The following is a 24,230-nucleotide window of genomic DNA, read 5'->3' on the forward strand; positions in this document are numbered from 1 at the left end:
GCAGTCCGTTCAACCTCAACGGAGCGGACACTCTCCGCCCCATCGGGAAACCATGCAGTCACTACTCCATTATCTTTCCTACTGGGATGCCGCCCTCGCCGTGGTGCTGGTGTTCGGCGGACTCATCTTCTTTCATGAACTCGGCCATTTTCTCGCCTTCCGCGCGTTCAAGGTAGGCGTCATCACCTTTTCCATCGGCATGGGGCCGAAGCTGTGCAGCTTCAAGCGCGGCAAAACCGAATATCGCCTCTCCTGGCTGCCCTTCGGCGGCTACGTGTCGGGCGTGGGCGAGTACAGCAACGAAGTGGAAAGCCTCGGCTTCACCCAGGAAGAGGCCGTGAACAACAGACCCGCCTGGCAGCGGCTCATCATTGCCTTTGCCGGGCCGTTCATGAACCTCGTCATCGCCTGGATCATCTACTGGGGCCTCACCCTCAGTACCGGCCTCGCCATTCCGCTCCCGCAGGCCGGAGCCATCGTGCAGAACAGCGCCGCCATGCAGGCGGGCATGCTCCCCGGCGACATCATCACCGCCATCGACGGCGTCAAAATCGACCGCTGGTCCCAGGTGCCCGAAACCGTGGGCGCTTCCGGCGGCCGCACCCTCAAAGTGGACGTGCTGCGCAACGGCGAGCCCCTCTCCTTCGACATGACTCCCACCCGCAGCGAACGCGCCAACATCTTCGGCGAAAAGGAAATCGCCTGGCTCATCGGCGTGCAGGCCTCCGGCGCGGTGCGCTACGAGCCCAAGAACTTCCTTGAATCCGCGGCCCTCGGCCTGCGCCAGACCTGGAACATGATCGACGTCACCCTCACCGGCGTGAAAAAAATGATCACCGGTTCCGTGTCCGCCGATTCCGTGGGCGGCCCCATTCTCATCGCCCAGATGCTCGGCCAGCAGGCAGAAGCCGGCATCGTGCCCCTGCTGCTGCTCACCGCCCTCATCAGCGTCAACCTCGGCCTGCTCAACCTCTTCCCCATTCCCGTGCTCGACGGCGGAGCCATCCTGTTCTGCATCGTGGAAATCATCGTGCGCCGCCCCGTGCCCGAAAAAGTGCAGGAATGGTCCATGCGCGTGGGCGCAAGCCTGCTCATCGCCCTCATGATTTTCGCCACCTTCAACGACGTTATGCGCTGGTTCAAATAAATGCGTGAACTTACTCTTATTCTGAATACTGCGGAAAAGCGCGTCCAGTTCGCGCTGTGCGAAAACGGCGCTCTGCTCTGCGGGCAGAACTGGCTTGCACAGCGCGGCGGCACCGAACTGCTCGCCCCCGCCCTGCGCGAAGCCTGCTCCCGACTCGGCACGGCCCCTGCGGCCATCCGCCGCATTGCCTGCGTGGCCGGCCCCGGCAACTTCACCGGCCTGCGCATCGGCCTCACCACCGCATCCGGCCTCGCCCGCGCCCTGAACGCCAAACAGGCCGGCCTCAACTACCTCCAGTGCCTCGCCGCTTCCGCTCCCGCCCTCCCCGGCGAAGAAGTCCTCGCCCTCACCAACGCCCGCAAGGGACTCGCCTACGTCGCCCGCTTCCGCGCCGATGAAAACGGCATTCCCCAGCCCGTCGACAACACCTTCCTCATGCCCATTCCCCCGCTGCCCCAGGGCATCGACCTCGGCTCCCCCGCCTTCGTCATCGGCAGCGCCCTCACCAGCAACCCCGAGTGTCTGCGCAGCGCCCTCCCCGCCGCACGACTCCTCATCAATCAAACCGCCCCCTCCTTCGACGCCCTCGTCGCCCTGGAACAACACATCAACTGGGATACCCAGACCGACGCCGATATCCCCCCCCTCTACCTCCGCGACTGCGACGCCGTCGAAAACCTCGACGCCATCGCCCGCAGCCAGGGCCGTACCCCCGAAATCGCCCACCAGGAACTCCATCGCCTCACCCACGCCCCCCTCGCTGAGTGAAAGGAAAGGCAGAAAAGGCATCGGGGGAGATAATCTCCCCCGAACCCCCATAATTTGCGGGACGAACCCTGGCGGGTCCGTCCCGCAGATTTTTTGGGGAACGGAGAAAATTTATCCCTCCGCAAAATCCCTACGACGTTCCCCCTCCATTCCATCACTGCGGCCCTTACCATTCCATCGTCTATTCCCCCACCTTGCATCCTCTTCCTCAACATCTGGAAATCCTTCCTTAATCACGACTGTCCGGCGCAGGCCGGACAGGAGTCGGCCACCGCAGGTGGGTCCGAAAGGACACACCTGCACTGAGGCAGCAGACCGAACCGCGCACGCCAAGCACTCCCGAGCCTCGCAGCCTGCCCTGCCGGACATCGCTTCGGCAACTCTCCCTGCCCCTGAACTCCCGCCCTGCCGAACCGGCGAAGCCGGGAGGCAGAATCAGGGGGGGGCGCGGGGGGAATTATTTCTGACCTTGCAGACTTCCGAAAAACGCACAGCCCCGTTTGCACAAGACACACTGTACGGACTGCAAAACCTGCACGACGGCGGCTGCGTTAACGCCGGAAGTGAATTCCGGCTACGCTCCTGCCGTCGGCCGGGCTCCTGACGTCGCCCGGGGCCCCCGAGCGTTGAGAAGCGGCCTTCCGGCTGCCCCCCCTTCGCCCTTTGCCTCGGCCATAATCTTCCCGTTCACCCTGTCCTGCTGAAGCAGCGTTAGCTGCGAAGCAGAATCAGGGGGGTGCGGGGGGAATTATTTCTGACCTTGCAGACTTCCGAAAAGCGCACAGCCCCGTTTGCGCAAGACACACTGTACGGACTGCAAAACCTGCACGACGGCGGCTGCGTTTAACGCCGGAAGTGAATTCCGGCTACGCGCCTGCCGTCGGCCGGGCTCCTGACGTCGCCCGGGGCCCCCGAGCGTTGAGAAGCGGCCTTCCGGCTGCCCCCCCCTTCGCCCTTTGCCTCGGCCATAATCTTCCCGTTCACCCTGTCCTGCTGAAGCAGCGTTAGCTGCGAAGCAGAATCAGGGGGGTGCGGGGGGAATTATTTCCCCCGCATGCCTTTCCTGCCTTTCCTGCCTTTCCTGCCTTTTCTGCCTTTCTGAAAAAATGTTTCTGTGTGTTACAGTGTTATGGGTTGAAAACACAGGGGATTTGGCAGAGGGCCGGGGCGGCGCTGCGGGGCTGGAGCAGCCGGGCGGGGCGGGTGCAATGATTTGAAACAAAGTTTCATTTACCAGCGGCGCATTTTTTGTTTATATCCTTTTTTGCGGAGTGGTTCCGTCATTTCATGTTGAACATTGCAAAGTGAGCCTTTCCATGAACAAAAAGCTCCTCATTCCTGTTATTCTGATTGCGCTTGCGGGCGTCGGCGGCTACTGGTGGCACATGCAGCGCAGCAATGCCTCGCAGATTCACTATCTTACGGAAACCGTCGTGCGGGGCAGCATTCGCAAGACGGTCAACGCCACGGGCGAGGTGGACGCCGTGCAGCTGGTCACGGTAGGTTCGCAGGCTTCGGGCAAGATCATGGAGCTGAACGCGGTGATCGGTCAGAAGGTGAAGGAAGGCGAGCTTATTGCGCAGATTGATCCCACCACGCGGCAGAACGATCTCGACACCGCCCGCGCTTTGCTCAAGACGTATCAGGCGCAGCTTGAGTCGCGCAAGATTGCGCTCAAGGTGGCGCAGACGCAGTACGACCGCGAAGTGAAGCTGAGAAAAAGCGATTCCACCTCGCGCGCCAATCTGGAAGACGCCGAAAACACGCTGGCCGCCGCCCGCGCGAGCGTCACGGAAATGGAATCGCAGATTCTGCAGCAGGAAATTGCCGTGAACACGGCGGAAACGAATCTCGGCTACACCAAGATCGTGGCTCCGCTCGACGGCGTGATCGTGTCCGTGCCCGTGAAGGCCGGTCAGACCGTCAACGCCAATCAGACCACCCCCACCATTGCCGAAATCGCCGATCTCACCGACATGGAAATCAAAATCGAGGTCTCGGAAGGCGACATTCCTTTTATTCAGAAAGGCATGAAGGTGCGCTACACTCTGCTCGGCGCGCCCGACAAGGTATATACCACCACCATTTCCTCCATTGATCCGGGCGACACCACGCTTTCCGACGCCACGTCGTCCTCGTCGGGAGCGTCATCCTCGAGTTCGTCGAGCTCGTCGAGTTCGTCGTCGAGTTCCGCGGTGTACTACTACGCCAAGGCCCGCGTGCCCAATCCCGACGGCGTGCTCCGCCTCAGCATGACCACCCAGAACGTCATTGAAATCGCCTCCGCCGACAACGTGCTTCTCGTGCCCAGTCTGGTGCTCGAAAACGACGGCCGCGGCAATTATTCCGTGCGCGTGCTCGGCAAGAACAACAAGGTGGAAGTGCGCAAGGTGGAAATCGGCCTCACCAACAACGTGATGACCGAAATCAAATCCGGCCTCAGCGAGGGAGAGTCCGTCATCGCCACGCAGATGTCGAGCTCCGAAATTCAGGACAGTCTTGCCAATCCCCGCAGCAACCGCAGGCCGCCCCGCTGATGCAGGGCCAGGCGGGAGCGCCGACGCCAGGCTGCGACATCCGCAAGGCGCCCGCTCCCGTTGATGCGCCGCCCCGCCTGAACCGAAGCTGACGCGCCGCCGGGCTCAAAGATGCGGCGCGACATGCCCGAGGCTCCGGAATCATCGCCCCGCACGACGCCCGGCACGAAGGCCGGGGGCAAGCGCTCCGAACTTCCGCTCCGGGAGGCCGGGGCCCGACGCCCCCTTCCGGCAGCCCCGGAGAATCCCCGCACGGCGCGCAAAAACGGCGCAGAGCAAAAAGCCCCGCTTTCCCCGAACAGAGGAACTTTCATGGTCACTCTCGAAGTACGCAATATCGGCAAGCACTACGGCAGCGGCGAAAGCCGCGTCCAGGTGCTGAAAAACGTCAGCCTGAGCATCGAACGCGGCGATTTCGTCGCCATCATCGGACAGTCCGGATCGGGCAAGTCCACGCTCATGAACATTCTCGGCTGTCTCGACACCCCTTCCGAAGGCGACTACTTCGTGGACGGCGTGTCCACGCGCGGCCTTTCCCCCGACGCTCTGGCCAAACTGCGCGGCGAAAAATTCGGCTTCATCTTCCAGCGCTACAACCTGCTCGCCAGTCTGAGCGCTCAGGAAAACGTGGCCCTCCCCGCCGTGTACGCCGGCATGGACGGACAGCAGCGCAACGCCCGCGCCCATGAGCTTCTGGTCAAGCTCGGCCTCGACGGCAAAACCAGAAACAAGCCCAACGAACTTTCCGGCGGTCAGCAGCAGCGCGTTTCCATCGCCCGCGCCATGATGAACGGCGGCGACATCATCCTTGCCGACGAACCCACCGGCGCGCTCGATTCCAAAAGCGGCGAAAACGTCATGGCCCTGCTCATGCAGCTCAACGCCGAAGGCCATACCCTCATTCTCGTCACCCACGACAGGCACATCGCCGAATACGCCAACCGCATCATCGAAATCAAGGACGGCGAAGTTATCAGCGATCAGCGGAAAAAGCCCATCGCCAACGCAGAGGGCGCAAAGCCCGCCGCCGCGCCCGCCGCTTCCTGGAAATATCTGCGCGATCAGCTCGCCGAAGCCTTCCGCATGTCGGTGCAGGCCATACTCGCCCACAAAATGCGTTCGCTGCTCACCATGCTCGGCATCATCATAGGCATTGCCTCGGTGGTCTCCGTGGTCGCCCTCGGCCGCGGCTCTCAGGAAAAAATTCTGGCGGGCATCAACGCCATGGGCACCAACACCATCGACATCATGCCCGGCCGCAGCTTCGGCGACAGAAACTCCGCCCGCTACACCACCCTCACCGTGGACGACTCCGACGTGCTCGCCGAACAAAGCTACATTGCGAGCGCCACCCCCTCCGCCAGTTCCAGCGGCAGCTTCGTGTACCGCAACCTCTCCGCCAACGGCTCCCTGAGCGGCGTGGGCGAACAGTACTTCAGCGTGAAGGGACTCGAACTCGCCCGCGGCAGACTCATCAACCGCGCCGACATCGACGAGGCCCGCGCCGTCGCCGTGCTCGACGACAACACCGTGCAGGAACTCTTTCCCAACGGCGAAGATCCCATCGGGGCCGTCATCCTGTTCAACAAGCATCCCTTCGAGGTGGTGGGCGTCACCAAAAAGCCCAACGCCACCTTCGGCCCCCGCAGCAACCTCACCGTCTGGACGCCCTACACCGCCTACATGGCCCGCGTGTCCGGCAGCCGCACCATTTCTTCCATCACGGTGAAAATCGCCGACGGCGTCTCCGCCCAGATCGCCGAAAAGGAACTCACCCGCCTGCTCACCTCGCGTCACCGCGGCGTCACCGACTTTTTCACCATGAACACCGACAGCATCCGGCAAACCATGGAAAGCACCACGACCACCATGCGCCTGCTCATTTCCTGCATCGCCTTCATCTCCCTGCTCGTGGGCGGCATCGGCGTGATGAACATCATGCTCGTTTCCGTCACCGAACGCACCAGAGAAATCGGCGTGCGCATGGCCATCGGCGCACGGCAGTTCAACGTGCTCCAGCAGTTCCTCATCGAAGCCGTGCTCATCTGCGTCATCGGCGGCGTCACGGGCGTGCTGCTCTCCGCAGGCATCGTTCTGCTGTTCAACTCCTTCATCTCGGACTTCCCCATGTCGTTCTCGTCGGGGTCCATCGTGCTGGCCATCACCTGTTCCACCTTCATCGGCATTATTTTCGGCTACATGCCCGCCCGCCGCGCCGCCACGCTCAATCCCGTGGACGCGCTCGCCCAGGAGTGATTCCATGAAACACACCGCTCTTTTGTGCGCCGCCCTGCTTCTTCTTTCCGGCTGCGCCACCCGCGACGCTCAGATTCCCGACGAAGGCATCCTGTCCGAAGCCCAGATGCAGCAGCACTACCAGATCGACCGCCAATGGTGGACGCAGTACAACGATCCCTCCCTCAACAAGCTCGTGGACATGGCCCTCGAACGCAACATTGATCTCGCCCGCAGCGCCATCACCGTGAACCGCGCCCTGTATCAGGCCCGTCAGCTCGGCGCCGAGCTCGTGCCCTGGTTCTCCGGCTCCGGCGACGCCGGTTCCCGCACCGCGCTCGACAGCGGTCATGCCACGCGCAGCTTCGACGCCTCGTTCGGCCTCTCCTACGAACTCGATCTGTGGGGCCGCCTGCGCGACGCCGCTTCGGCGCAGTCCTGGGAATTCCACGCCACCGAACAGGACAGGGAAGCCACAAAGCTCGCCCTCGTCAACAGCGTGGTGAACACCTGGTACAGCATGGCCTACACCTCGCGCGCGCTGGAACTCAGCCGCCAGAGCCTCGCCTACTACGAACAGCTCCTCACCATCATGCGGAACAAGTTCCAGGCCGGTCAGACCGACGGCCTTGATCCCGCCCAGACCGAACAAAGCCTGCTCGCCCAGAAAACCACCGTGCTCACGCTGGAAGAACAGCTCCGCGAAGAGCGGCAGACCCTGCGCGATCTGCTCAACCTGCGCCCGCAGGAAGAACTGAACCTGCCCCTGCCCGATCTGCTCGCGGTCAACGTGCCTGCCGTGGATCTCAACGTGCCTATCGAAGCGCTCGGCGCACGGCCCGACGTGAACGCCGCCAGCTTCCGCCTGCTCTCCGCGTTCCGGAATCAGCGCGCCGCCCGCGCCGATCTCTTTCCCACCGTCAGCATCGGCGGAACCCTGGGAGCCACGGCGACTTCGGCTTCCGATCTGTTCAGTTCCTCGTTCCTCAGCGGACTTGTCAACTTCACGCTGCCCTTCCTCGACTGGAATCGTGTAAAATGGAACGTGAAAATCGCCGAGGCCGACTACGAAGACGCAAAGCTCGCCTTCACCAAGAGCGTGACCACTGCCCTCAATGAGGTGTCGCTCTACTACAGTGCCCTGGGCAATGCTGAACAACAGTTTGAAAACATTAAGAAAAAATATGACGCCGATCTGCGAGTGGAAGCGTACCGCAAAGCACGATACGATCAGGGAGCCGACGAACTCAAGGACTGGCTTGAAGCGCTGAAGGCCTGCAACGACTCCCGACTCTCCGTTCTGGAGCGCAAATACGGCGTTATTTCCGCCTCAAACGCCATCTGGCAGGCCATGGGAGGACGAATTTTGTCCCGATAAAGAAATTCTTCATGAGATTGACCTTTCTCTTTTTTCAGCAGAGAATCGCCCCATCTGTTCCTATGTCAGGTGAGGCGCTTCTTTCCGTCCATGCTGAGATATTGAGATATAAGGAAATTGCCCATGAGTACCTTCCGTAATCTTTCCTATGCGCTGTTCTTCCTCTCCCTGCTGTCGCTCGCGATGATCTTTCCTTTCTCCCGTGCGACCTACGGCATGACCACGTTCACCTTCCTCGGCGTGTTCGTGGCCGTGTTCTCCGTCAGCCTGGTCGCCCTCATCGCCTCGCTCACCATGTATTTCCATTCCAAGAACACGGCCATCACCGTGCTCAAGCGCCGCGGCGGCCGCGTGTACGCCGAACTGCTGCATCACAAGATTCTGCTCATCAGCGCCATCGACGGCGACAAGCATGTTTCCGACTGGGATCACTACCTCTATAATCCCGACGAGTTCCCCCGCATCAAGAAGTTCCTCGGCGAGGAATACTTCCTCCTGCTCTCCTGCGATTCCTTCTTCTGCAACTCCGAAGCCGCCGCAGCCTACAACGCCTTCAAAACCCTCCACGACGACTTCGCCACCTTCATCCGCTCCGTGTCCTACGACCGCATCGAATGCGCGAAATTCAAAAAGCTCTACCTGCTCAAAACCGGCCACGAAATGACTTCCCATACCCCGGTCGAAGAGTTCCACAGCGAACAGTTCAGCGAAGCCTATGAAGCCCTGCTCGCCGCTAATGAACAGGCCCTCAATACCGTCGAAGGCCTCCTTACCAAAATCGAAAACTTTGAACTCAAACTCGACAAATTCTATACCGCCGGCATCTCCTGGACCACTACTAAAAAAAGCCTGAACGCACGTTACCAGGTCTGGCTCCACGCCACAGAAGTGTAAGCAAGAGAGAGAGGGAAGAGAGTTTGCGGGGGAAGGAGAAAACCCTTTTGTAAAAGGGCTTTTCTCCTTTCCCCGCACCCCTATCCTCTTTCCTAAAACTTTTATTATTTCAGGCTGATCTCTCTCTTTTCAAGGGCACACGGCGAAGATTTCTTCACTGTGCTGCCCTTTTTTGTGCCTGAGCGGCGCACACGATATCGCAGAGAGCAAACGTTCTCCCAGCGCTTCAATACTCGGCACTGAGATTTTCGGGGGCGTCGAGATGATAAAGAGTTGGCGGGGAAAGGGGAAAACCCTTTTGAAAAAGGGCTTTTCCCCTTTCCCCGCACCCCTATCCTCTTTCCTAAAACTTTTATTATTTCAGGCTGATCTCTCTCTTTTCAAGGGCACACGGCGAAACTTTCTTCACTATGCTGCTTTTTTTGTGCCTGAGCGGCGCACACGTTACCGCAAAGCGCAAGACCTCCCCGCCGCTTCAACAACCGTCATCGAAGTTTACCGTCGGCCGGGGGGCCTGATGTCGTCCGAGACCCCAGAGCGTGGAAAAGCAGCCTTCCGGCCTGCTTTTGCAGCCCGGCCCTCGGTGATCCCTCCAAAATATCCGGAAATCTCTTCCTTACTCACGACTGTCCGACTTTTGTCGGACAGGAGTCGGCCACCGCAGGTGGGCGCGACAGCGCACACCTGCACTGCGTCCGCAGACCGAACAGCGCCCCGCAGCCTCGCAACCGCTGCCGTTTCCCCTCTCCCGCGAGTCTTCGGCTACGCGCCCTGCTCCCGCGCTCCCGCCCCGCCGAACGGCAACACCGTCGGCGGAATCAGGGGGGCCCGGGGGGGGAATTATTTCCCCCGGCGGGGGCCGGGGCAGAGCCCCGCTGCTCCGGCTAGTCCACCTTCCTATCCTTCTCCGATGCTCCGGTCTGTCCGTCTTCCTATTCTGCCTTTCTTGAGGAGAGGTGTTTTTGAATTTTCTCTATGAATTGCCGCATGGCGTCGGAGGGGCGTTTTGCGTAAACGATGCCGTAGGGCATGTGATAGTTCCAGGCGACGGGCAGGGTTTTCATGGCGGGGTGGACGCCCTTCCAGATATCCAGCGTTTCCATGAGGCATCCGCGCTGTTCGCACTCATTGAATATGCCGACGTCGTAGAAATGCGGCGCATCGATGAGTGCTATATCTGGGTGATTTCTTTCAATATCGTCGCGCATGCTATTCAGCACGAGGGATTCTCCGCGGCGGACGAGGATAAGCGTTTCTCCGCTGAGGTCGTTCCAGGTCAGGGCGCATTTTTCTGCCAGCCGATGATTTTTCGGCACGGCGATGCAGCAGTTCACCGGCTCCAGCAGGAGCATGTTGTATCGCTGCTTCCAGGTGAGCGAGTCGCAGGGGCCGACGAAGCAGTCGATGTCTCTGCCCAGGGAGTCCAGCATAAGTTCCATGCTGTTCGGGCTGTCGTCGAACGGAACGATCTGCACGGAAAAGGCAATTTCGCCGTCATCAATTTCCGACCACAGATCCACCAGCGTTCTGCATGGGCGCAGTATCGACGTGCCCACGCGAACCGTCTGTCGGGCGTCGCCGGCAATGCGACGGGCACGGGCCATAGCCTGTTCCGACAACCTGATAATATTTTTGGCGTCCGTGTATATGGAGCGTCCTGCCGGGGTCAGGCGCACGCCCTGGTTGGTGCGCTCAAGCAACGCGACTCCGACTTCCGACTCCAGTTTGTTGATCTGATTCATGACGGAAGCAGGCGTCGTGTACAACGTTCTGGACGCCTTCAGAAAGCTCCCCTGCTCCGCCGCCGCAATAAACGTGGTCAGTTCCCGACTATACACAGCGACCTCGTTTTCAGATTTTCTAAAAACCATTTTAATATTTTGGTATCTTCTCTGTCAATTTTTTCTCCGCTACAACAGCATCATAACACCAGGCGGAGGAAAAGCATGAAAACAACCATTCTGAACAACGGCGTGTCCATGCCCGTTGTCGGCTACGGCACGTATCAAACGCCGCCGCGCCTGACGGAAGCATGCGTGGCCGCCGCGCTTTCCGCGGGATACCTTTCCATAGACACGGCGCAATGCTACGGCAACGAACGGGAAGTCGGTCTTGCCTGCCGGCGATCCGGAATTGCGCGCGAGCGGCTGTTCATCACCACCAAGCTGTGGGGCTGCCGCGGCTATTCGGACACGCTCCGCTCCATCGACGCCTCTCTGAACGCCCTGGATCTCGGCTATATTGATCTTCTGCTGATTCACGAGCCCTCGGGAGACACGCACGAAATTTATCGCGCCATGGAAACCGCCTATGGAAAAGGTCTGCTTCGAGCCATCGGCGTTTCCAACTTTCTGGAAGAGCGCTATTTGGATCTGACGCGTCACTGCACGGTGATTCCGGCCGTCAATCAGGTGGAAACCCACGTTTTCCGCCAGCAGAAGAAGCTCCGGGAGCTGGAACAGCAACTGGGCACTATCCATGAAAGCTGGTCGCCGCTGGCCTGCGGGCGTCACGGCATACATCAGCAGCCCGAGCTGCTCGACATGGCCGCGCGATATGAGAAAACCGTTGCACAGATTGCGCTGCGCTTTCTCACGCAGCAGGGAATCGTGGTCATTCCCAAGAGCACCGATCCGCGGCACATGCGGGAAAATCTGGATTCCCTGAACTTTGATATGAGCACGGAAGACATGCAGACCATCGAAGGACTCGACGAAGGTCGGAGTCTGTTCGGCTGGTGGTAGGAGAAGAAGTCATGCCCAAAAACATTCTGATTTTAAACGGCGCGGCCAGAAAAAACGGACGCACAGCCGGACTGATTCAAGCCTTTGCGGAAGGCGCACGCCGCGCAGGACACCGGGTTCGCGAGTTTTATCTGACCGACATGAACATACACGGATGCCTGGGATGTCTGCACGCAGGACGGAACGCCCACAATCCCTGCGTGCAGAAAGACGACATGGAACAGATTTACGCCGCGTTTGCGGAATGCCATGTGGTGGCGTTTGCATCTCCCGTGTATTTCTGGACGGTGACCGGACCGCTGAAGACGGCGGCGGATCGCCTGTATGCGGAACTGGAATGTCTGGGATACGCGGGTTTTGCGCGGGAAAGCGTGCTGCTCATGACGGCCGGAGGTTCGGACTATTCGCAGGCGGTCACATGGTACCGCACCTATGAGCGGAATCTGGGCTGGAAGAACCGGGGCGAAATTCTGGGAAGCGGAAAAACGGACGCCGCCCGACGGCTCGGCGCTTCCCTCTAAGCTTCAAAAAAAGGAACATCACATGAAAAAGACACTGCTTGTGGTAGGTGCAGGCAAGGGGCTGGGCAACGCCGTTGCCCGGATGTTTGCGGAACACGATTTTCGCGTGGTACTGATGTGCCGCAACGCGGAACGTCTGATCGAATACCGGAACGCTTTGCGCGCGCAAGGCATGGACGTGGAAACGCAGGTCGCCGACGCCGCGGATCAAAGCGCTCTTGCCGCGTCTCTGCGGGAAGCCGTGCAGCGGTACGGCGTGCCGGACGTTCTGTTCTATAACGTCGGCACGACGACGGCAGACGCCGACCTTGCCGAGAACATGAACGCGGAAATCATGCGGCAGCGCTATGCCGGCGACGTGCTCGGCGCATACACCTGCATTCAGGAAATGAACTGCGAGGCCTTCCGCCAAAAGCAGGGAGCCGTTCTCATTACCGGCGGCGGCTTGTCGCTGTATCCCAGCGCGGATTATCTCCCCCTTTCCATGGACAAGGCCGCACTGCGCGCCATGGTGCTGGCACTGCATCCGGTCCTGAAGGAACAGGGAATCTACCTCGGTTCCGTTCAGGTCTGCGGCTTGATCGGTGGATCCGAAAAATACATGCCGAACAACATCGCCGAACTGTTCTGGAACCTCTATCAGGGCCGCTCGGAAATCGAAATCGTGTACTGATGAAGAGAGAAAGAGATGGCGGGGAAAGGGGAAAACCCTTTTGAAAAAGGGCTTTTCCCCTTTCCCCGCACCCCTATCCCCTTTCCTAAAACTTTTATTATTTTCAGGCTGATCTCTCTCTTTTCAAGGGCGCACAGCGAAACATTCTTCAACCGTGCCGCCCTCTTTGGAAAATGAAAAGGAAAAAAAGGAAGAGAGCTTGCGGGGGAAGAAGAAAACCCTTTTGTAAAAGGGCTTTTCTCCTTCCCCCGCGCCCCCATCCTCTTTCCTAAAACTTTTATTATTTCAGGCTGACTCTCTGTTTTCAAGGGCACACGGCGAAGCTTTCTTCACTGTGCTGCCCTTTTTTGTGCCTGAGCGGCGCACACGTTACCGCTGAGCGCAAACTCTCTCCCAATGCTTCAACAGCCGTCATCGAAGTTTGTCGTCGGCCGCAGTTCCTGATGTCGCCCGGAGACCCATGAGCGTTGAGAAGCAGCCTTCCGGTCTGCTTTTGCAGCCCGGCCTCGGTGATCCCTCCAAAATATCCGGAAATCTCTTCCTTACTCACGACTGTCCGACTTTTGTCGGACAGGAGTCGGCCACCGCAGGTGGGCGCGACAGCGCACACCTGCACTGCGTCCGCAGACCGAACAACGCCCGCAGCCTCGCAACCGCTGCCGTTTCCCCTCTCCCGCGAGTCTTCGGCAACGCGCCCTGCTCCCGCGCTCCCGCCCCGCCGAACGGCAACGCCTTCGGCGGAATCAGGGGGGCCCGGGGGGAATTATTTCCCCCGGCGGGGTCCGGGGCAGAGCCCCGAGTGCTCTTGCCTGGTCTCCCTTCCACTCAATCCCGGGGCAGCGCCCCGCTGCTCTGGCCTGTCCTTCTTCCTCTTTAAACGCCAAGGGGCGACCCCGTGAAGGAGTCGCCCCGAGAGTTCATCCAAGGTCAGGCCGTCAGATAAGCCAGCCCATGGGGATAAGGGACAGCTTGGGGAAGACCGTAAGCAGGAGGAGCATGACGACTTCCACAAACAGGAAGGGGAGCAGGTTCTTGACCAGGGCCGGCAGCTTGAGGTTGCCGATGCCGCACACCACATAGAGAACCGTGCCGACGGGGGGCGTGATGACGCCGATGCCGAGGTTCAGGATGAAGATGAGGCCGAAGTGGTAAGGATCGATACCGGCGTCCAGGATCAGCGGATAGAACACAGGCGCGAAGATGAGGACGTTGGGGGTAAGGTCCATGACCATGCCGATCAGGAACAGGAACACGTTGATGAGCAGCAGCAGGATGATCGGGGAATCCTTGAACGGAGCGAACAGGGAGATGATCTGCTGCGGGATGTCGGCGAGGGTGATGAAGTAGCCGATGGCGGTAGCGGTGGCCACGATCATCATAACGGCGGCGGTGGTACGGGCGGAAGAGGCGCTGACCTTGAGCAGGTCCTTGAGGCCGATTTCACGGTACCAGAGCAGGCACACCAGGATGGCGTACACAGCGGCGAAGGCGCCGCCTTCGGTGGGGGTGAACACGCCGAAGCGGATGCCGCCGAGCAGGAGCACGGGCATCATGAAGGCGGGGGTGGCGTCGATAAGAATCTTCTTCTTCTCTTCGCGGGTGAACTTGATGGTTTCATGGTAGCCGTCGAGGCGAACGATGAAGAACCACATGATCATCAGGGCGAGGCCGATGAAGAGACCGGGGAAAAGACCGATCATGAACAGCTTGGTGATGGACAGGCCGCTCACGCAGGAGCCGAGGATGATGAAGTTGGTGCTGGGCGGGATGATGGGGCCGAGGATGGCGCCCGAAGAGATGATGGCGCCCGCGCGGCCGGGACGATAGCCGACCTGCTTCATCATGGGCAGCAGCAGGCCGCCGAGGGCGGCGGCTTCGCCGACGGAGCTACCCATGAGGCCTGCGAAGATGACAGAAGCCACGATGGCGGCGTAGCCGAGGCCGCCGCGCACGCCGCCGATGAGAAGCTGGGCGAACTGCACGACGCGTTTCGACAGGCCGCCGGCAGCCATGATTTCACCGGCGAAAACGAAGAAGGGAATGGCCATCAGCGGATAGTTGTTGGCGCCGTCGAGCATGCAGGAAGCGATGGTCATGGGGTCCCACATGTCGGCGTGGAACATGAGGACCATGGCGCAGAGCACGAGCACCATGGCGATCGGAATGCCGAAGCACAGGAAAACGAAGAGAGATCCAAGAAAAAGAAAAAGTTCCATACTCTCTCCTCTTATTAGTGCTGAAGCTCGGACAGATCCATACCCTCGCTCTTCTTGAATTCAGAGGCGGGGGTGCGGATGACGGTGATGAGATCGCGCAGCTGCAGAACGATGGCTGCGGCGGCCATGATGGGAAGCGTGGAGTTGATGATGGACATATTGACGTACGTGGCGATGGCGTAGGTGTCAAGGGTCATCAGCACATAGGAGACGCCGCCCTGAAGCAGCACGACGAGGGCCGCGATGGACAGCAGAATGGCGATGATGTTCACCACCTTGCGGCAGTTGCCCTGCAGAAGATCCACCACCATTTCCACGGCGATGTGCTTCTTGCGGTAGAAGGCTTCGATGGCGCCGAAGAAGGTGATGTAGATGAAGAGGAAGCGCGCCCATTCCTCGCTCGGCGGATAGCCGGAGTTGAAGCAGTAGCGCAGAACGGCGTTAAGGAACACCAGGCCGATCATGCCAAGGAAGATGCAGGCGCAGAAGATCTGGAACGCGACTGCGCCGGCCTGGTTGGCCTTATTCCTGGTAGAAGAAGATTCACTCATAGAGACCTCAGAGAACCAGCCAGAGATTCAGAGACAAAAAGGGAGCCTGCCTCAAGACAGGCTCCCGGTTACAGGCAAAGACTACTTGAAGCTGGCGGCCTTGTCGAAGATGGCCTGAGCGTTGGGCACGTAGGTCTTTTCGTTGGAAGCGTCGGTGAACATGGTCCAGGTGCGCTTGGCGGCTTCGGTCATGAAGTCCTTCATGGCCTGAGTGGGTTCGGAAACGGTGCCGCCGTGGCTTTCGATTTCGGCGATGGACTTCTTGTCCATATCCTGCACGAGCTTCCAGATGTCTTCAGCGGCCATCTTGGCGGCTTCGTTGAACCAGGCCTTGTCCTGATCGGGCAGGGACTGATACAGCTTTTCATTGATGAAGAGGCTGTGGATGACGAGGATGTGACCGGTCAGAGTGATCTGGGGGCACTTTTCGTAAACCTTGGTGGAGGTGATGTCGGAGAGCGGGCTGTCGCCGCCGTCGATGACGCCCTGGTCAACGGAGCTCATGACTTCGGCGAAGGGCATGGCCTGGCCGTTGATGCCGCATTCCTTGGCGAAGGTGGTGTACAGGGTGATGTTCGGCACGCGGAGCTTGAGGCCCTTGATGTCGTCAATGCTGTGGACGGGCTTCTTGGTGTAGAAGTGGCGGAAGCCCAGAGGGAACATGTTGAGGGTGCGCAGGCCGGACTTTTCGGTAAATCCGTCGGTGAGGAGGTCGAAGATGCCGCCGTTGATGGCCTTGTAGGCGTGCTCATAGCTGTCGTAGAGCATGGGAGTTTCCATCATGGCCATGGCGGGATGGAACGAGGCAACCTGAGTGCCGGTGGCGCACATTTCAATGGTGCCGCGACGGGTGTCGGCGATATACTTGTCTTCCTTTCCGAGAGAGCTGTTGGGGTACACCTTGACCTTGTACTTGCCGTTGGAAAGCTTTTCAAGATATTCGCCGAACTTGTGCATGCCGATGGTTTCCGGTTCGCCTTCGGCCTTCATGCCGGCAATCTTGATGACTTTGGCGGCCTGGGCGGTGCCGACCATGGCGGTGGCGCCGATCATCAGACCCATGATCAGGGAAAGAGCAACAAAGCGTTTCATAAGTCCTCCTCAGAACTTGTTCGGATATGCCGCCTTGGCATATTGTGTTGCGCCGCCGACGTGAACCAACGCCGACGGCTCTCCCGCATGCGGCTTGTCCGCATATGCGAGTCTGTCTTTTGTGTACTATACTTCCGTGAGTTATGCAATATGAAGTCCTGTCTTTTTATGCCTGCGCGGAAGAAGGTTCCTTGGCCGAAGCGTTCGACGAGGGCTCTTCAAAGACAATGGAAGGCAGCGGCTGAACAGTTCTGCGGCCGGGTCGGCAGAGCTTCATCATGGCGTTGAGGTAGTCGCGGCGCTTGTCGAGATAGAAGGCCAGGGGCTGGGAGAAGTTGCGTCCCACAAGGCCGTCCACGAAAAGCTGACTGATGTCGCGTTCGCGCAGGAGCACGAGCTGCGCGCGTGCGAACACGGTTCTGTCGGCCTGACTCATGTTCTTCACCAGTCGGCGGAAGGCGTCCTGGGCGCGGGGCTGGTAGTACCAGAAGTACATGAGGTCGAGAGCGTTGATGATGAGCGCGAGCTCAAGCTTGCGGGCCTCGCCGGAAAGTTCGTCCACGCGGCCTTCGGAGCGGGCCAGCTTGATGAGGATGTCCTCTTCGGGGAAGAGGAGCTCAAGTCTGGTGTAGCAGGCGAACACGCGGGAGATCTTGCCGTCGTAGTCCCAGCGGCGCATGCGGCGGTTGTTCTGACTGTCGGCGTAGCCCTCGATGACGGCGGCCACGGTGTCGGAGGCGAGCTTGGAAATGATGGCCGCGCTCGGCACGGTGTAGAACAGCGGATCGGCCACGCCGGACAGCAGCAGGATGGCCACGAACGCCTGATTGTACCACGACGACACCGGAATGGCGAGCGCGCTGCGGAACAGGTTGCCGATGGCCGCCTCGCGGGGGAAGCCGCGATAGATGTTGTGGGCGCAGATGTAGATGGCGTTCACGAAGTTGAGCACGGCGAACACGATGCCGGGATGCTCTCGCACGCTGAGACCGCAGAGGTTTTCGAGGAACCAGACGCGCACGATGACCTCAAGCAGCGCCACGGATATGCCGGTGTACATGAGCGAATCGCAGATGCGGCTGATGCTCACGTGATCCTTCCATCGCAGCAGGGTGTTGCGCGTGGTGCCGTTGCCGGCGACGACCATCTGAATGATGTTGCGTATGCCCGTGATGCCGAACCATATGAACGTGCCGAACCAGGCGAGGAACCACCAGTCCTGGGTGTAGAGGAAGGAGGCCACCGAGGGAATGAAGCCCGCCATGACCTTGATCCAGTTGGTCACGGTGGTGCTGAGATAGGCGGAACCGGGCTTGTCGTCCCTGCGGGGCTCCCTGTCTTCGAGCAGGGCGTTGGCCGGAGGCGTGTTGATGCCGCCGAGGCTCACCACGTTGCCCGGACGCTGAATTTCGCTGTTGTCGTCGGGGAGCCAGGCGCGATGTCTGGCCTGCCGGAAGTGGCGAAGCCCCGGCACGTGACGGATGGCGCGGGTGAGACCGGAAACGTTTTCCCTGTCGTCCTCGTAGCTTACGCGTTCCTCGATGCGGGTGTGAACGGGAATTTCGCCCATGTACTCGCTATTTTCGCGCAGGGTTTTCTTGGCGCGGGAAGGCAGGGTTTCGGTATAGACGAAGCCCATGCCGAAGGAACGGCCGTTGTTGTCGCGCACGGAATTGGAACCGATGCGGCTTTTCAGCGGATTCTTGCGGTAGTATTCCCAGAGCGTGGGAATGTTGCTCTGAATGCTGCGGAACTTGGCGGCCCGTTCGACTTCGCCGCTTTCTTCCAGATTGTCGAGAATCTCGTGCACCATCTGCTTGATGCGGGGGCCGCGGCCTTCGTTGAGCACGCGCTGCAGCTCGTTGATGGCGGGCAGATCGTTGAGCAGACCTTCGTGCCAGTCCTTAAGATTAAAGAGCTCCAGATGCGTGATGCAGCAGTCGCAGTCGTAGAGCAGTTCGAGCACGTCGCGCACGTTGAGTCCGGCGAGGTTCAGAATGAGGCGGTAGCCGGTGTGCAGGGTGGAGAGCTCCTCCACCATCTGCGCGGGCGAGCGCGTGAACATCACGGGCACGTCCTTCTGATCCGCGCCGATTTCGGGCAGATCCGAACCCTCAAGCCAGTCTCTGGCAATGACCGTGCTCGTGAGATTCTCCAGTTCCAGAATCTCGCGTTCGGCGGCGCCGTCGTCGTCCTGACCGGCAACCACGCGTTCCTTGAGCTCTTGGGCCCGAATCTTCGCAAAGGGCAGCACGTGACCGTGCATGCACTCGGCCAGATGCTCGAACGAAGGCTGACCGAGGCCCACGCAGGCCATGAGGCGTCCGGCCTTGATTTCGGGTATTTCCGTGCCCCACGCCCGGGAAAGTTCCCTGCGCTTGCCCTCGTTCCAGCGATCGAGGGCGTCGAGCGTGCGGGCCTTGCGCCATTCCACGGCCTCGCGGCCCTGCGCGGTGAGGGCCTGCATCTTGTCCGACTCCAGAAATTCGAGGAAGTCTCCGGACGCGCTGAAGCCGCGCGGTACCCACACCATGCTCACGTAGCGCCCGCGGAACGGACAGCGCACCTCAAGACCCACGCGCACGTGAATGCCCATGATGGCCGCGGCGTCGAGAATTTCCCTGGCGGCCGCGTAGTCTATGTAGTTGGAATATACCACCGTGAGATAGCGCAATCCCTTGATCCAGGCGTCCATGATGAGATGCGTGGGCGTCTTGCGACCGCGCGAATGGGCGTCGTACACATGATCGTCGAAGGAAAGCTGATTCCATTCCTCCGGCATTTCCGGCAGATGATAGCGCGCGAGCATCTTGCGCACCACGCGCGGCGTGCCCTGCGCGGCCTTGCGGAAATCGTGCGCCAGCTTGAGCTGCGTGAGCGGAGAATCCTGCGCGCGCACGAGATCCTTCATGATCTGGAGAAGCACGCGGGCCGTGTTGCGCCGCAGCATGGAGTGCGCGCTGCTCATCACTTCGTCGTACAGGGCCTGAAGCGCCATGATGCGGTCGTCCGCCTGGCCGACTTCCAGATTGGTGAGCAGGTTGATGACGGCATAGGCCACCCGCGAAACGCGGGAAATCACCAGTCCCTTGATGCCGTGCGGATGCAGATTGGCGTCGAAAACGCGGCTCTGCGCCTTGTCCGGGCATTCCAGTATTCTGTTGACCAGAGTCAGGATTTCTCTGTCCTGCCTGTCAAAATAGAAACTTACCGACATGCTCCTCTCCATGTGTCGCTGTCGCGCCTGAGCGCGTATCTTCACCGGCGGCAAGTCCGCCGGGACGAATGCGCGGATTCTCCGGCAAAAGCTCTGCCCTGCCGAGAAACCGGACGCTTCTTCTACAATAAGACAGTGAGTGTAGTCTTTGTTACGTCAATGTGTCAATAGTGTTTTTTTTTCACACAATCATTTTCCGCAATATTCTTTTCTGCTTGCGGAAGCGTTCCGATGCTTTTATACTCCGGGCACTTCCCCGCAGGACCGCCTATGAACAAAGCAGACAGCCGCAAGAAAAATCTTCTGGAATTCCTCAACAAGCGCGGCTACGCGACCATTGAGGAACTCGCGCAGAATTTTTCCGTCACGCCGCAGACCATGCGCCGGGACATCAATCAGCTCGCCGACGAAGGACGGGTGCAGCGTTTTCACGGCGGCGTGGGCATGCCCCTCAGCACGGAAAACATCATTTACGATCAGCGCAAGCTGCTCTTCACCGACGAAAAGCGCCGCATTGCCGAGCTTGCCGCCCGGCACATTCCCGACGGGGCGTCGCTGTGCATCAACATCGGCACCACCACCGAGGCGGTGGCCTTCGCCCTGCTCGATCACAAGAATCTGCGCATTCTCACCAACAATCTTAACGTGGCGCGCATCTGCGCGGGCAACGAAACGTTCGAGGTCATCATTGCGGGCGGCACGGTGCGTTCCCACGATCTCGGCGTCATCGGCCCCGAAACCGAACAGTTCATCCAGGAATTCCGCATGGATTTCGGCATCATCGGCATTTCCGGCATCGACGGGGAAGGGAATCTGCTCGATTACGACTATCGGGAAGTTTCGGTGGCGCGCGCCATCATTGCGCATTCGCGGCGGGTGTTTCTCGTGTGCGACAAATCCAAGTTCGGGCGTCCGGCCATGGTGCGGGTCGGACATGTGAGCCAGCTCGAAGCCGTGTTTTCCGACGGGCCCCTGCCCTCCCGCTGGCAGAGTCTCATTCGGGATTCCGGCGCTCACCTCTATCTCGCCTGAGGAGGCCGTCATGCCGGAAGCGTGCGGGACGTCCCGCCGGGAAGTGCTGATTTTTGCGCTGCTCACCGCAGCCTGCGTGGCCGCCGACGCCATGCTCTACGTGACGCTCCCCGTGTTCTGGCGCGAAGCCGGTCTTGATTCGCTCTGGGAAGTGGGCGTGGTGCTGGCTCTGAACCGGCTGGCCCGGCTGCCGCTCAATCCGCTCATCGGCTGGGCGTACACGCGCCTGAACACGAAAACCTGCGCCGCGTTTGCCGCGCTGCTTTCCGCGCTCATTCCCGTGGGATACGCCTTCGCGTCCTCGCTGGCGGCGTGGGCTGCGCTGCGCGTGCTGTGGGGGCTGGCCTGGTCGCTTCTCAAGCTGGGCGGCCTGTTCACGGTCATGGCCGCGGCGGGTCAGAAGAACCGGGGCTACTTCATGGGCCTGTTCACCGGAACCTACCGCCTCGGCAATCTGGCAGGCATGCTGGGCGGCGGTCTTCTGGCCGACCTTGCAGGACTGCGCGTCGCCCTGCTCGCCGGCGCGGCTGCGGCCGCCCTAGCCCTGCCCGCGGCGCTTTTTCTGCTGAGGGGCGTGCCACCCTCTCCGCGCAAAAGCAAAAACGCCGCCGTTTCTCCCAAAGCCCTGCTGCACTCGCCGGAAATTTTCTGGGTGCTTGTCACCTGCATGGCGGTCACGCTCATCATCGAGGGGTTTTTCATGTCCACGCTGTCCGCGCTCATGGCCCATCACTGGGGCGAAAGCATCACCGTGCTCGGCGTCACGGCGGGATGCGCCACGGCCGCGGGCGTGATGCAGTCGCTGCGCTGGGGCTGGGATCCGCTGCTCTCGCCGCTCGTGGGACGCCTCTCCGACGGCCGCCTCGGCCGCGTGACCATGTTTGCCGCCGGATGCTGGACAGCCGCCGGACTGTTTCTGCTCATCGGCCTTTCGCTGCCCCTCGGCCCGTGGCTTGCCGCGATTGCGGCCGTGGAGCTGTGCTGCACCGCCATGACCACCCTTTCGGACGCCCTGGCCGCAGACGCGGCTTCGCGCTCAAACGCGGTGTTCGTCATGACCGCCTACACGCTGGCCATCGACCTCGGCGCGGCGCTCGGCCCTCTCGGCGGATTCGCCGCCATCTCCCTCTGGGGCATGAACGCCGCCTACGCGCTGGCCGCCGCCGTGCTCGCGCTCTTTGCCCTCAAGTGGACCTTCCGCCCGCCGGTCGGAACCTCGACGCCGTCCTGACCCCGACGCCCGCGCCAGCCGCGTCCGCCGGGCGCCTCTCCCCCGCCCCGCAACATCCCGACGCCGCAGTGCCGCCGCAGCTCCGTTCCGTCCGACATTCCTGCGCCCGCGAGGCGACGCTCATTGTCTGCGATGAAGGGAACGTCTTCGATGCCGGCATTCCTGCGCCGCGCCGGGCAACGCCCCGGAGCACAGTCCCTGCGCCGTACCAGCGCACTCGCCCCGCCCGCCCCGGCAAACACCCCGCGCAATTCGCAACGTGCTGTTCCACCGCCACGCAGACGGACGACCACTCCGGACGCCCTGCCCACTCTTTCCAGAACGCCCCCAAGGTCTCCCCGCGCCTTTCGCAACACACGTTTCCCCATTGCCCTCCGACACGCCCCGCGCGCTTCGCAACGCCCGCCCCCCCTTCTTCTGCCCCACCAAACAAAAGTTTTAGGAAGGAGGATGGGGGCGCGGGGGAAGGAGGAAAGCCCTTTTTCAAAAGGGTTTCCTCCTTCCCCCGCCTCTCTCCTATCTCTCCAGCAGCACGAGTCTGATGAAGCCTTCGCCGAAGGCGCGGAACATGCCGCGGGCGTCGGCGTGTCGGAGGGGCGGGAAGATGCGGTTGACGCCGGCCTGCCGCACGAATTCCCAGGGTCTGCCGAGTCTGGCGATATTGTTTTCACGGGACCAGGCGGCCTTGTCGTAGGGAACATAGACGTTCAGCCAGCGGCGGACCTGCGGCAGGAAGAGCGGGCCGCGCACGCCCACGGGGTCCAGGGTGACGAGGGCATCCACGCGAACGCTGCGGCAGGCGGGCACGACGTCCCGGGCGAGGGAGCTTGCGCCCCAGCTGTGTCCGATGAGCACCAGGCGGCGCGGGAGTCCGCCGTAGCGGCGAAGAAGGCGGCGGGCGGCGGCAATTTCATCGTATTCGCGGTAATAGATGTCGAAATCTTCGCCGAGGAGCGCGGGCAGGTCGCCGAGAATGGCGTAGGCCCGACCGAAAAAGGCGTCGGTAAAGCCGCCCATGACCAGGCAGAAATTGCCGAGTTCGTTGTCGGGCGCGGCATCCAGGCGGTCAAGAAAACGCTTTTCCTCGCGCGACGAGCGCACGCGCGCCCCCATGCCCCACGATCGGAGCAGTCGTTCGGGGTTCCTTCGCCATCGGTATGAAAGCACCACGGCCATGATGTTTCCTCGCTTTGCGTTGACGTTTGCGTTCGGCGCGCGAAAAACGCGTGTTTTTCAGTGAGCCACGGCAGCGGCGCGTTCGTCAAGTATGTTTCGCGAGCGACCCTCTGCATGCAGAAACGTTGCGGCCATCCGCGTTCAGAGAAGTTGCGCCCCTCTGCGGCAGGAGAGAAGCAGCGCCGAGGCGCGCGGAGTCGGGCTCTGCGGGAAAAGCGCTCATCCGCCCGGGGAAGATGCACTTCTTCATATTCAACAGCATGCACAAAAAAAGGCTGCCCGAAGGCGGCCTTTCTTTTTCCGGCACAGACGGTTGCAGGCGCTCCCTGCTCTTCGCCCGGCCGACGGATCAGTGCGCTCTACACCCGCAGCATGTCCTGCGGGAACACGGTCTGCGGCTCCGGCTGCGCGTCGGGCTGCGGCTCCTTCAGGCAGACGGCCTGCCACTCCGAAGCCACGTCCACAAAGTTCTGCACCCACTGCGCCACGTTCGAGCCGTCGAGCAGGCGCATGGACATCACGCCCTGAAGCGTCACTCCCGTGTCTTCCCGCGCGGCCAGCGTAAAGCCCTGCGTGCCGTGGAAAAACGTGTTGGCGTCCAAAAGCTCGGCGTAGAGCGCTTCCCGCCCCTCCAAGGGCAGCGGCGCCACCACGGTGAACATCATCACCATGTCGGCTTCCGGCAGCCAGCGCAGGCTGACTTCAAAATCGTCGATGACCAGAAGGCAGGAAGGGTCGTCCTCGCGCACGGTGATTTCCGGCAGTCCCAGCGCGGGAGCCAGCGCCGACAAAAGAGAAGTAAAGGCATCAGGCATGAT

Annotated in this window: 18 protein-coding genes; 11 read left to right on the top strand and 7 right to left on the bottom strand. The window is 60.9% G+C overall.

Features of this window, described 5'->3' with window-relative positions; all coding sequences use genetic code 11:
- Nucleotides 1-52: 52 nt before the first annotated feature.
- From rseP to ABGT79_RS01100, 6 genes are all read left to right on the top strand, one after another.
- The gene (rseP, locus tag ABGT79_RS01075) at nt 53-1,147 is read left to right on the top strand and encodes an RIP metalloprotease RseP (RefSeq protein ID WP_346664608.1); all 1,095 of its coding nucleotides are present in this window, start codon (nt 53-55) and stop codon (nt 1,145-1,147) included.
- A complete protein-coding gene (tsaB, locus tag ABGT79_RS01080) occupies nt 1,148-1,915 on the top strand; it encodes a tRNA (adenosine(37)-N6)-threonylcarbamoyltransferase complex dimerization subunit type 1 TsaB (RefSeq protein WP_346664609.1) in 768 nt (255 codons plus the stop codon). It begins immediately after the preceding gene.
- A 1,316-nt stretch (nt 1,916-3,231) separates the two neighbouring features.
- Nucleotides 3,232-4,452 carry an efflux RND transporter periplasmic adaptor subunit gene (locus ABGT79_RS01085; protein WP_346664610.1) on the top strand — a complete coding sequence of 407 codons (1,221 nt, stop codon included), beginning with the start codon at nt 3,232-3,234 and terminating at the stop codon, nt 4,450-4,452.
- Between the two features lie 312 nt (nt 4,453-4,764).
- Nucleotides 4,765-6,708 carry a MacB family efflux pump subunit gene (locus ABGT79_RS01090; RefSeq protein ID WP_346664611.1) on the top strand — a complete coding sequence of 648 codons (1,944 nt, stop codon included), beginning with the start codon at nt 4,765-4,767 and terminating at the stop codon, nt 6,706-6,708.
- Nucleotides 6,709-6,712: 4 nt separating this feature from the next.
- A complete protein-coding gene (locus tag ABGT79_RS01095) occupies nt 6,713-8,065 on the top strand; it encodes a TolC family protein (protein ID WP_346664612.1) in 1,353 nt (450 codons plus the stop codon).
- 123 nt (nt 8,066-8,188) lie between these two features.
- Nucleotides 8,189-8,959: a hypothetical protein gene (locus ABGT79_RS01100; protein WP_294487997.1), complete on the top strand. Its 771-nt coding sequence runs from the start codon at nt 8,189-8,191 to the stop codon at nt 8,957-8,959.
- Nucleotides 8,960-9,891: 932 nt separating this feature from the next.
- Here the strand turns inward: ABGT79_RS01100 and ABGT79_RS01105 are convergent.
- The gene (locus tag ABGT79_RS01105) at nt 9,892-10,830 is read right to left on the bottom strand and encodes a LysR family transcriptional regulator (protein ID WP_346664613.1); all 939 of its coding nucleotides are present in this window, start codon (nt 10,828-10,830) and stop codon (nt 9,892-9,894) included.
- Nucleotides 10,831-10,905: 75 nt separating this feature from the next.
- Here ABGT79_RS01105 and ABGT79_RS01110 point away from each other — a divergent pair, with 75 nt between their 5' ends.
- From ABGT79_RS01110 to ABGT79_RS01120, 3 genes are read left to right on the top strand one after another with little or no spacing between them, the layout of a single operon-like run.
- Nucleotides 10,906-11,703: an aldo/keto reductase gene (locus tag ABGT79_RS01110; RefSeq protein ID WP_346664614.1), complete on the top strand. Its 798-nt coding sequence runs from the start codon at nt 10,906-10,908 to the stop codon at nt 11,701-11,703.
- 11 nt (nt 11,704-11,714) lie between these two features.
- Nucleotides 11,715-12,224 carry a flavodoxin family protein gene (locus ABGT79_RS01115; protein WP_346664615.1) on the top strand — a complete coding sequence of 170 codons (510 nt, stop codon included), beginning with the start codon at nt 11,715-11,717 and terminating at the stop codon, nt 12,222-12,224.
- Nucleotides 12,225-12,246: 22 nt separating this feature from the next.
- A complete protein-coding gene (locus tag ABGT79_RS01120; protein WP_346664616.1) occupies nt 12,247-12,897 on the top strand; it encodes an SDR family NAD(P)-dependent oxidoreductase in 651 nt (216 codons plus the stop codon).
- 935 nt (nt 12,898-13,832) lie between these two features.
- Here the strand turns inward: ABGT79_RS01120 and ABGT79_RS01125 are convergent.
- From ABGT79_RS01125 to ABGT79_RS01140, 4 genes are all read right to left on the bottom strand, one after another.
- Entirely contained in the window at nt 13,833-15,113 is a 1,281-nt protein-coding gene (locus ABGT79_RS01125) for a TRAP transporter large permease (RefSeq protein ID WP_346664617.1), read from the bottom strand.
- Between the two features lie 14 nt (nt 15,114-15,127).
- A complete protein-coding gene (locus ABGT79_RS01130) occupies nt 15,128-15,664 on the bottom strand; it encodes a TRAP transporter small permease (protein ID WP_346664618.1) in 537 nt (178 codons plus the stop codon).
- An 81-nt stretch (nt 15,665-15,745) separates the two neighbouring features.
- On the bottom strand, nt 15,746-16,756 hold the full coding sequence (locus ABGT79_RS01135; RefSeq protein WP_346664619.1) for a TRAP transporter substrate-binding protein: 1,011 nt from the start codon (nt 16,754-16,756) through the stop codon (nt 15,746-15,748).
- 166 nt (nt 16,757-16,922) lie between these two features.
- Nucleotides 16,923-19,973: a hypothetical protein gene (locus ABGT79_RS01140; protein ID WP_346664620.1), complete on the bottom strand. Its 3,051-nt coding sequence runs from the start codon at nt 19,971-19,973 to the stop codon at nt 16,923-16,925.
- 270 nt (nt 19,974-20,243) lie between these two features.
- On the opposite strand from ABGT79_RS01140, the gene ABGT79_RS01145 reads away from it, so the two are divergent.
- On the top strand, nt 20,244-21,005 hold the full coding sequence (locus ABGT79_RS01145) for a DeoR family transcriptional regulator (RefSeq protein ID WP_346664621.1): 762 nt from the start codon (nt 20,244-20,246) through the stop codon (nt 21,003-21,005).
- Between the two features lie 10 nt (nt 21,006-21,015).
- On the top strand, nt 21,016-22,236 hold the full coding sequence (locus ABGT79_RS01150; RefSeq protein ID WP_346664622.1) for an MFS transporter: 1,221 nt from the start codon (nt 21,016-21,018) through the stop codon (nt 22,234-22,236).
- 516 nt (nt 22,237-22,752) lie between these two features.
- On the opposite strand, the gene ABGT79_RS01155 is transcribed toward ABGT79_RS01150, so the two are convergent.
- Both ABGT79_RS01155 and ABGT79_RS01160 read right to left on the bottom strand, forming a co-directional pair.
- On the bottom strand, nt 22,753-23,412 hold the full coding sequence (locus ABGT79_RS01155; protein WP_346664623.1) for an alpha/beta fold hydrolase: 660 nt from the start codon (nt 23,410-23,412) through the stop codon (nt 22,753-22,755).
- A gap of 359 nt (nt 23,413-23,771) precedes the next feature.
- Nucleotides 23,772-24,227 (bottom strand): type III secretion system chaperone, encoded by a 456-nt coding sequence (locus ABGT79_RS01160; RefSeq protein WP_346664624.1) that lies wholly within the window; start codon nt 24,225-24,227, stop codon nt 23,772-23,774.
- Between the last annotated feature and the right edge of the window lie 3 nt (nt 24,228-24,230).

This window comes from uncultured Mailhella sp., from assembly GCF_963931295.1.
In the GTDB taxonomy this organism is placed as follows: Bacteria; Desulfobacterota; Desulfovibrionia; order Desulfovibrionales; family Desulfovibrionaceae; genus Mailhella.

Coding starts and splice junctions, on each gene's coding strand:
- rseP (WP_346664608.1), top strand. CDS start 53: ATGCAGTCACTACTCCATTATCTTTCCTACTGGGATGCCGCCCTCGCC.
- tsaB (WP_346664609.1), top strand. CDS start 1,148: ATGCGTGAACTTACTCTTATTCTGAATACTGCGGAAAAGCGCGTCCAG.
- ABGT79_RS01085 (WP_346664610.1), top strand. CDS start 3,232: ATGAACAAAAAGCTCCTCATTCCTGTTATTCTGATTGCGCTTGCGGGC.
- ABGT79_RS01090 (WP_346664611.1), top strand. CDS start 4,765: ATGGTCACTCTCGAAGTACGCAATATCGGCAAGCACTACGGCAGCGGC.
- ABGT79_RS01095 (WP_346664612.1), top strand. CDS start 6,713: ATGAAACACACCGCTCTTTTGTGCGCCGCCCTGCTTCTTCTTTCCGGC.
- ABGT79_RS01100 (WP_294487997.1), top strand. CDS start 8,189: ATGAGTACCTTCCGTAATCTTTCCTATGCGCTGTTCTTCCTCTCCCTG.
- ABGT79_RS01105 (WP_346664613.1), bottom strand. CDS start 10,830: ATGGTTTTTAGAAAATCTGAAAACGAGGTCGCTGTGTATAGTCGGGAA.
- ABGT79_RS01110 (WP_346664614.1), top strand. CDS start 10,906: ATGAAAACAACCATTCTGAACAACGGCGTGTCCATGCCCGTTGTCGGC.
- ABGT79_RS01115 (WP_346664615.1), top strand. CDS start 11,715: ATGCCCAAAAACATTCTGATTTTAAACGGCGCGGCCAGAAAAAACGGA.
- ABGT79_RS01120 (WP_346664616.1), top strand. CDS start 12,247: ATGAAAAAGACACTGCTTGTGGTAGGTGCAGGCAAGGGGCTGGGCAAC.
- ABGT79_RS01125 (WP_346664617.1), bottom strand. CDS start 15,113: ATGGAACTTTTTCTTTTTCTTGGATCTCTCTTCGTTTTCCTGTGCTTC.
- ABGT79_RS01130 (WP_346664618.1), bottom strand. CDS start 15,664: ATGAGTGAATCTTCTTCTACCAGGAATAAGGCCAACCAGGCCGGCGCA.
- ABGT79_RS01135 (WP_346664619.1), bottom strand. CDS start 16,756: ATGAAACGCTTTGTTGCTCTTTCCCTGATCATGGGTCTGATGATCGGC.
- ABGT79_RS01140 (WP_346664620.1), bottom strand. CDS start 19,973: ATGTCGGTAAGTTTCTATTTTGACAGGCAGGACAGAGAAATCCTGACT.
- ABGT79_RS01145 (WP_346664621.1), top strand. CDS start 20,244: ATGAACAAAGCAGACAGCCGCAAGAAAAATCTTCTGGAATTCCTCAAC.
- ABGT79_RS01150 (WP_346664622.1), top strand. CDS start 21,016: ATGCCGGAAGCGTGCGGGACGTCCCGCCGGGAAGTGCTGATTTTTGCG.
- ABGT79_RS01155 (WP_346664623.1), bottom strand. CDS start 23,412: ATGGCCGTGGTGCTTTCATACCGATGGCGAAGGAACCCCGAACGACTG.
- ABGT79_RS01160 (WP_346664624.1), bottom strand. CDS start 24,227: ATGCCTGATGCCTTTACTTCTCTTTTGTCGGCGCTGGCTCCCGCGCTG.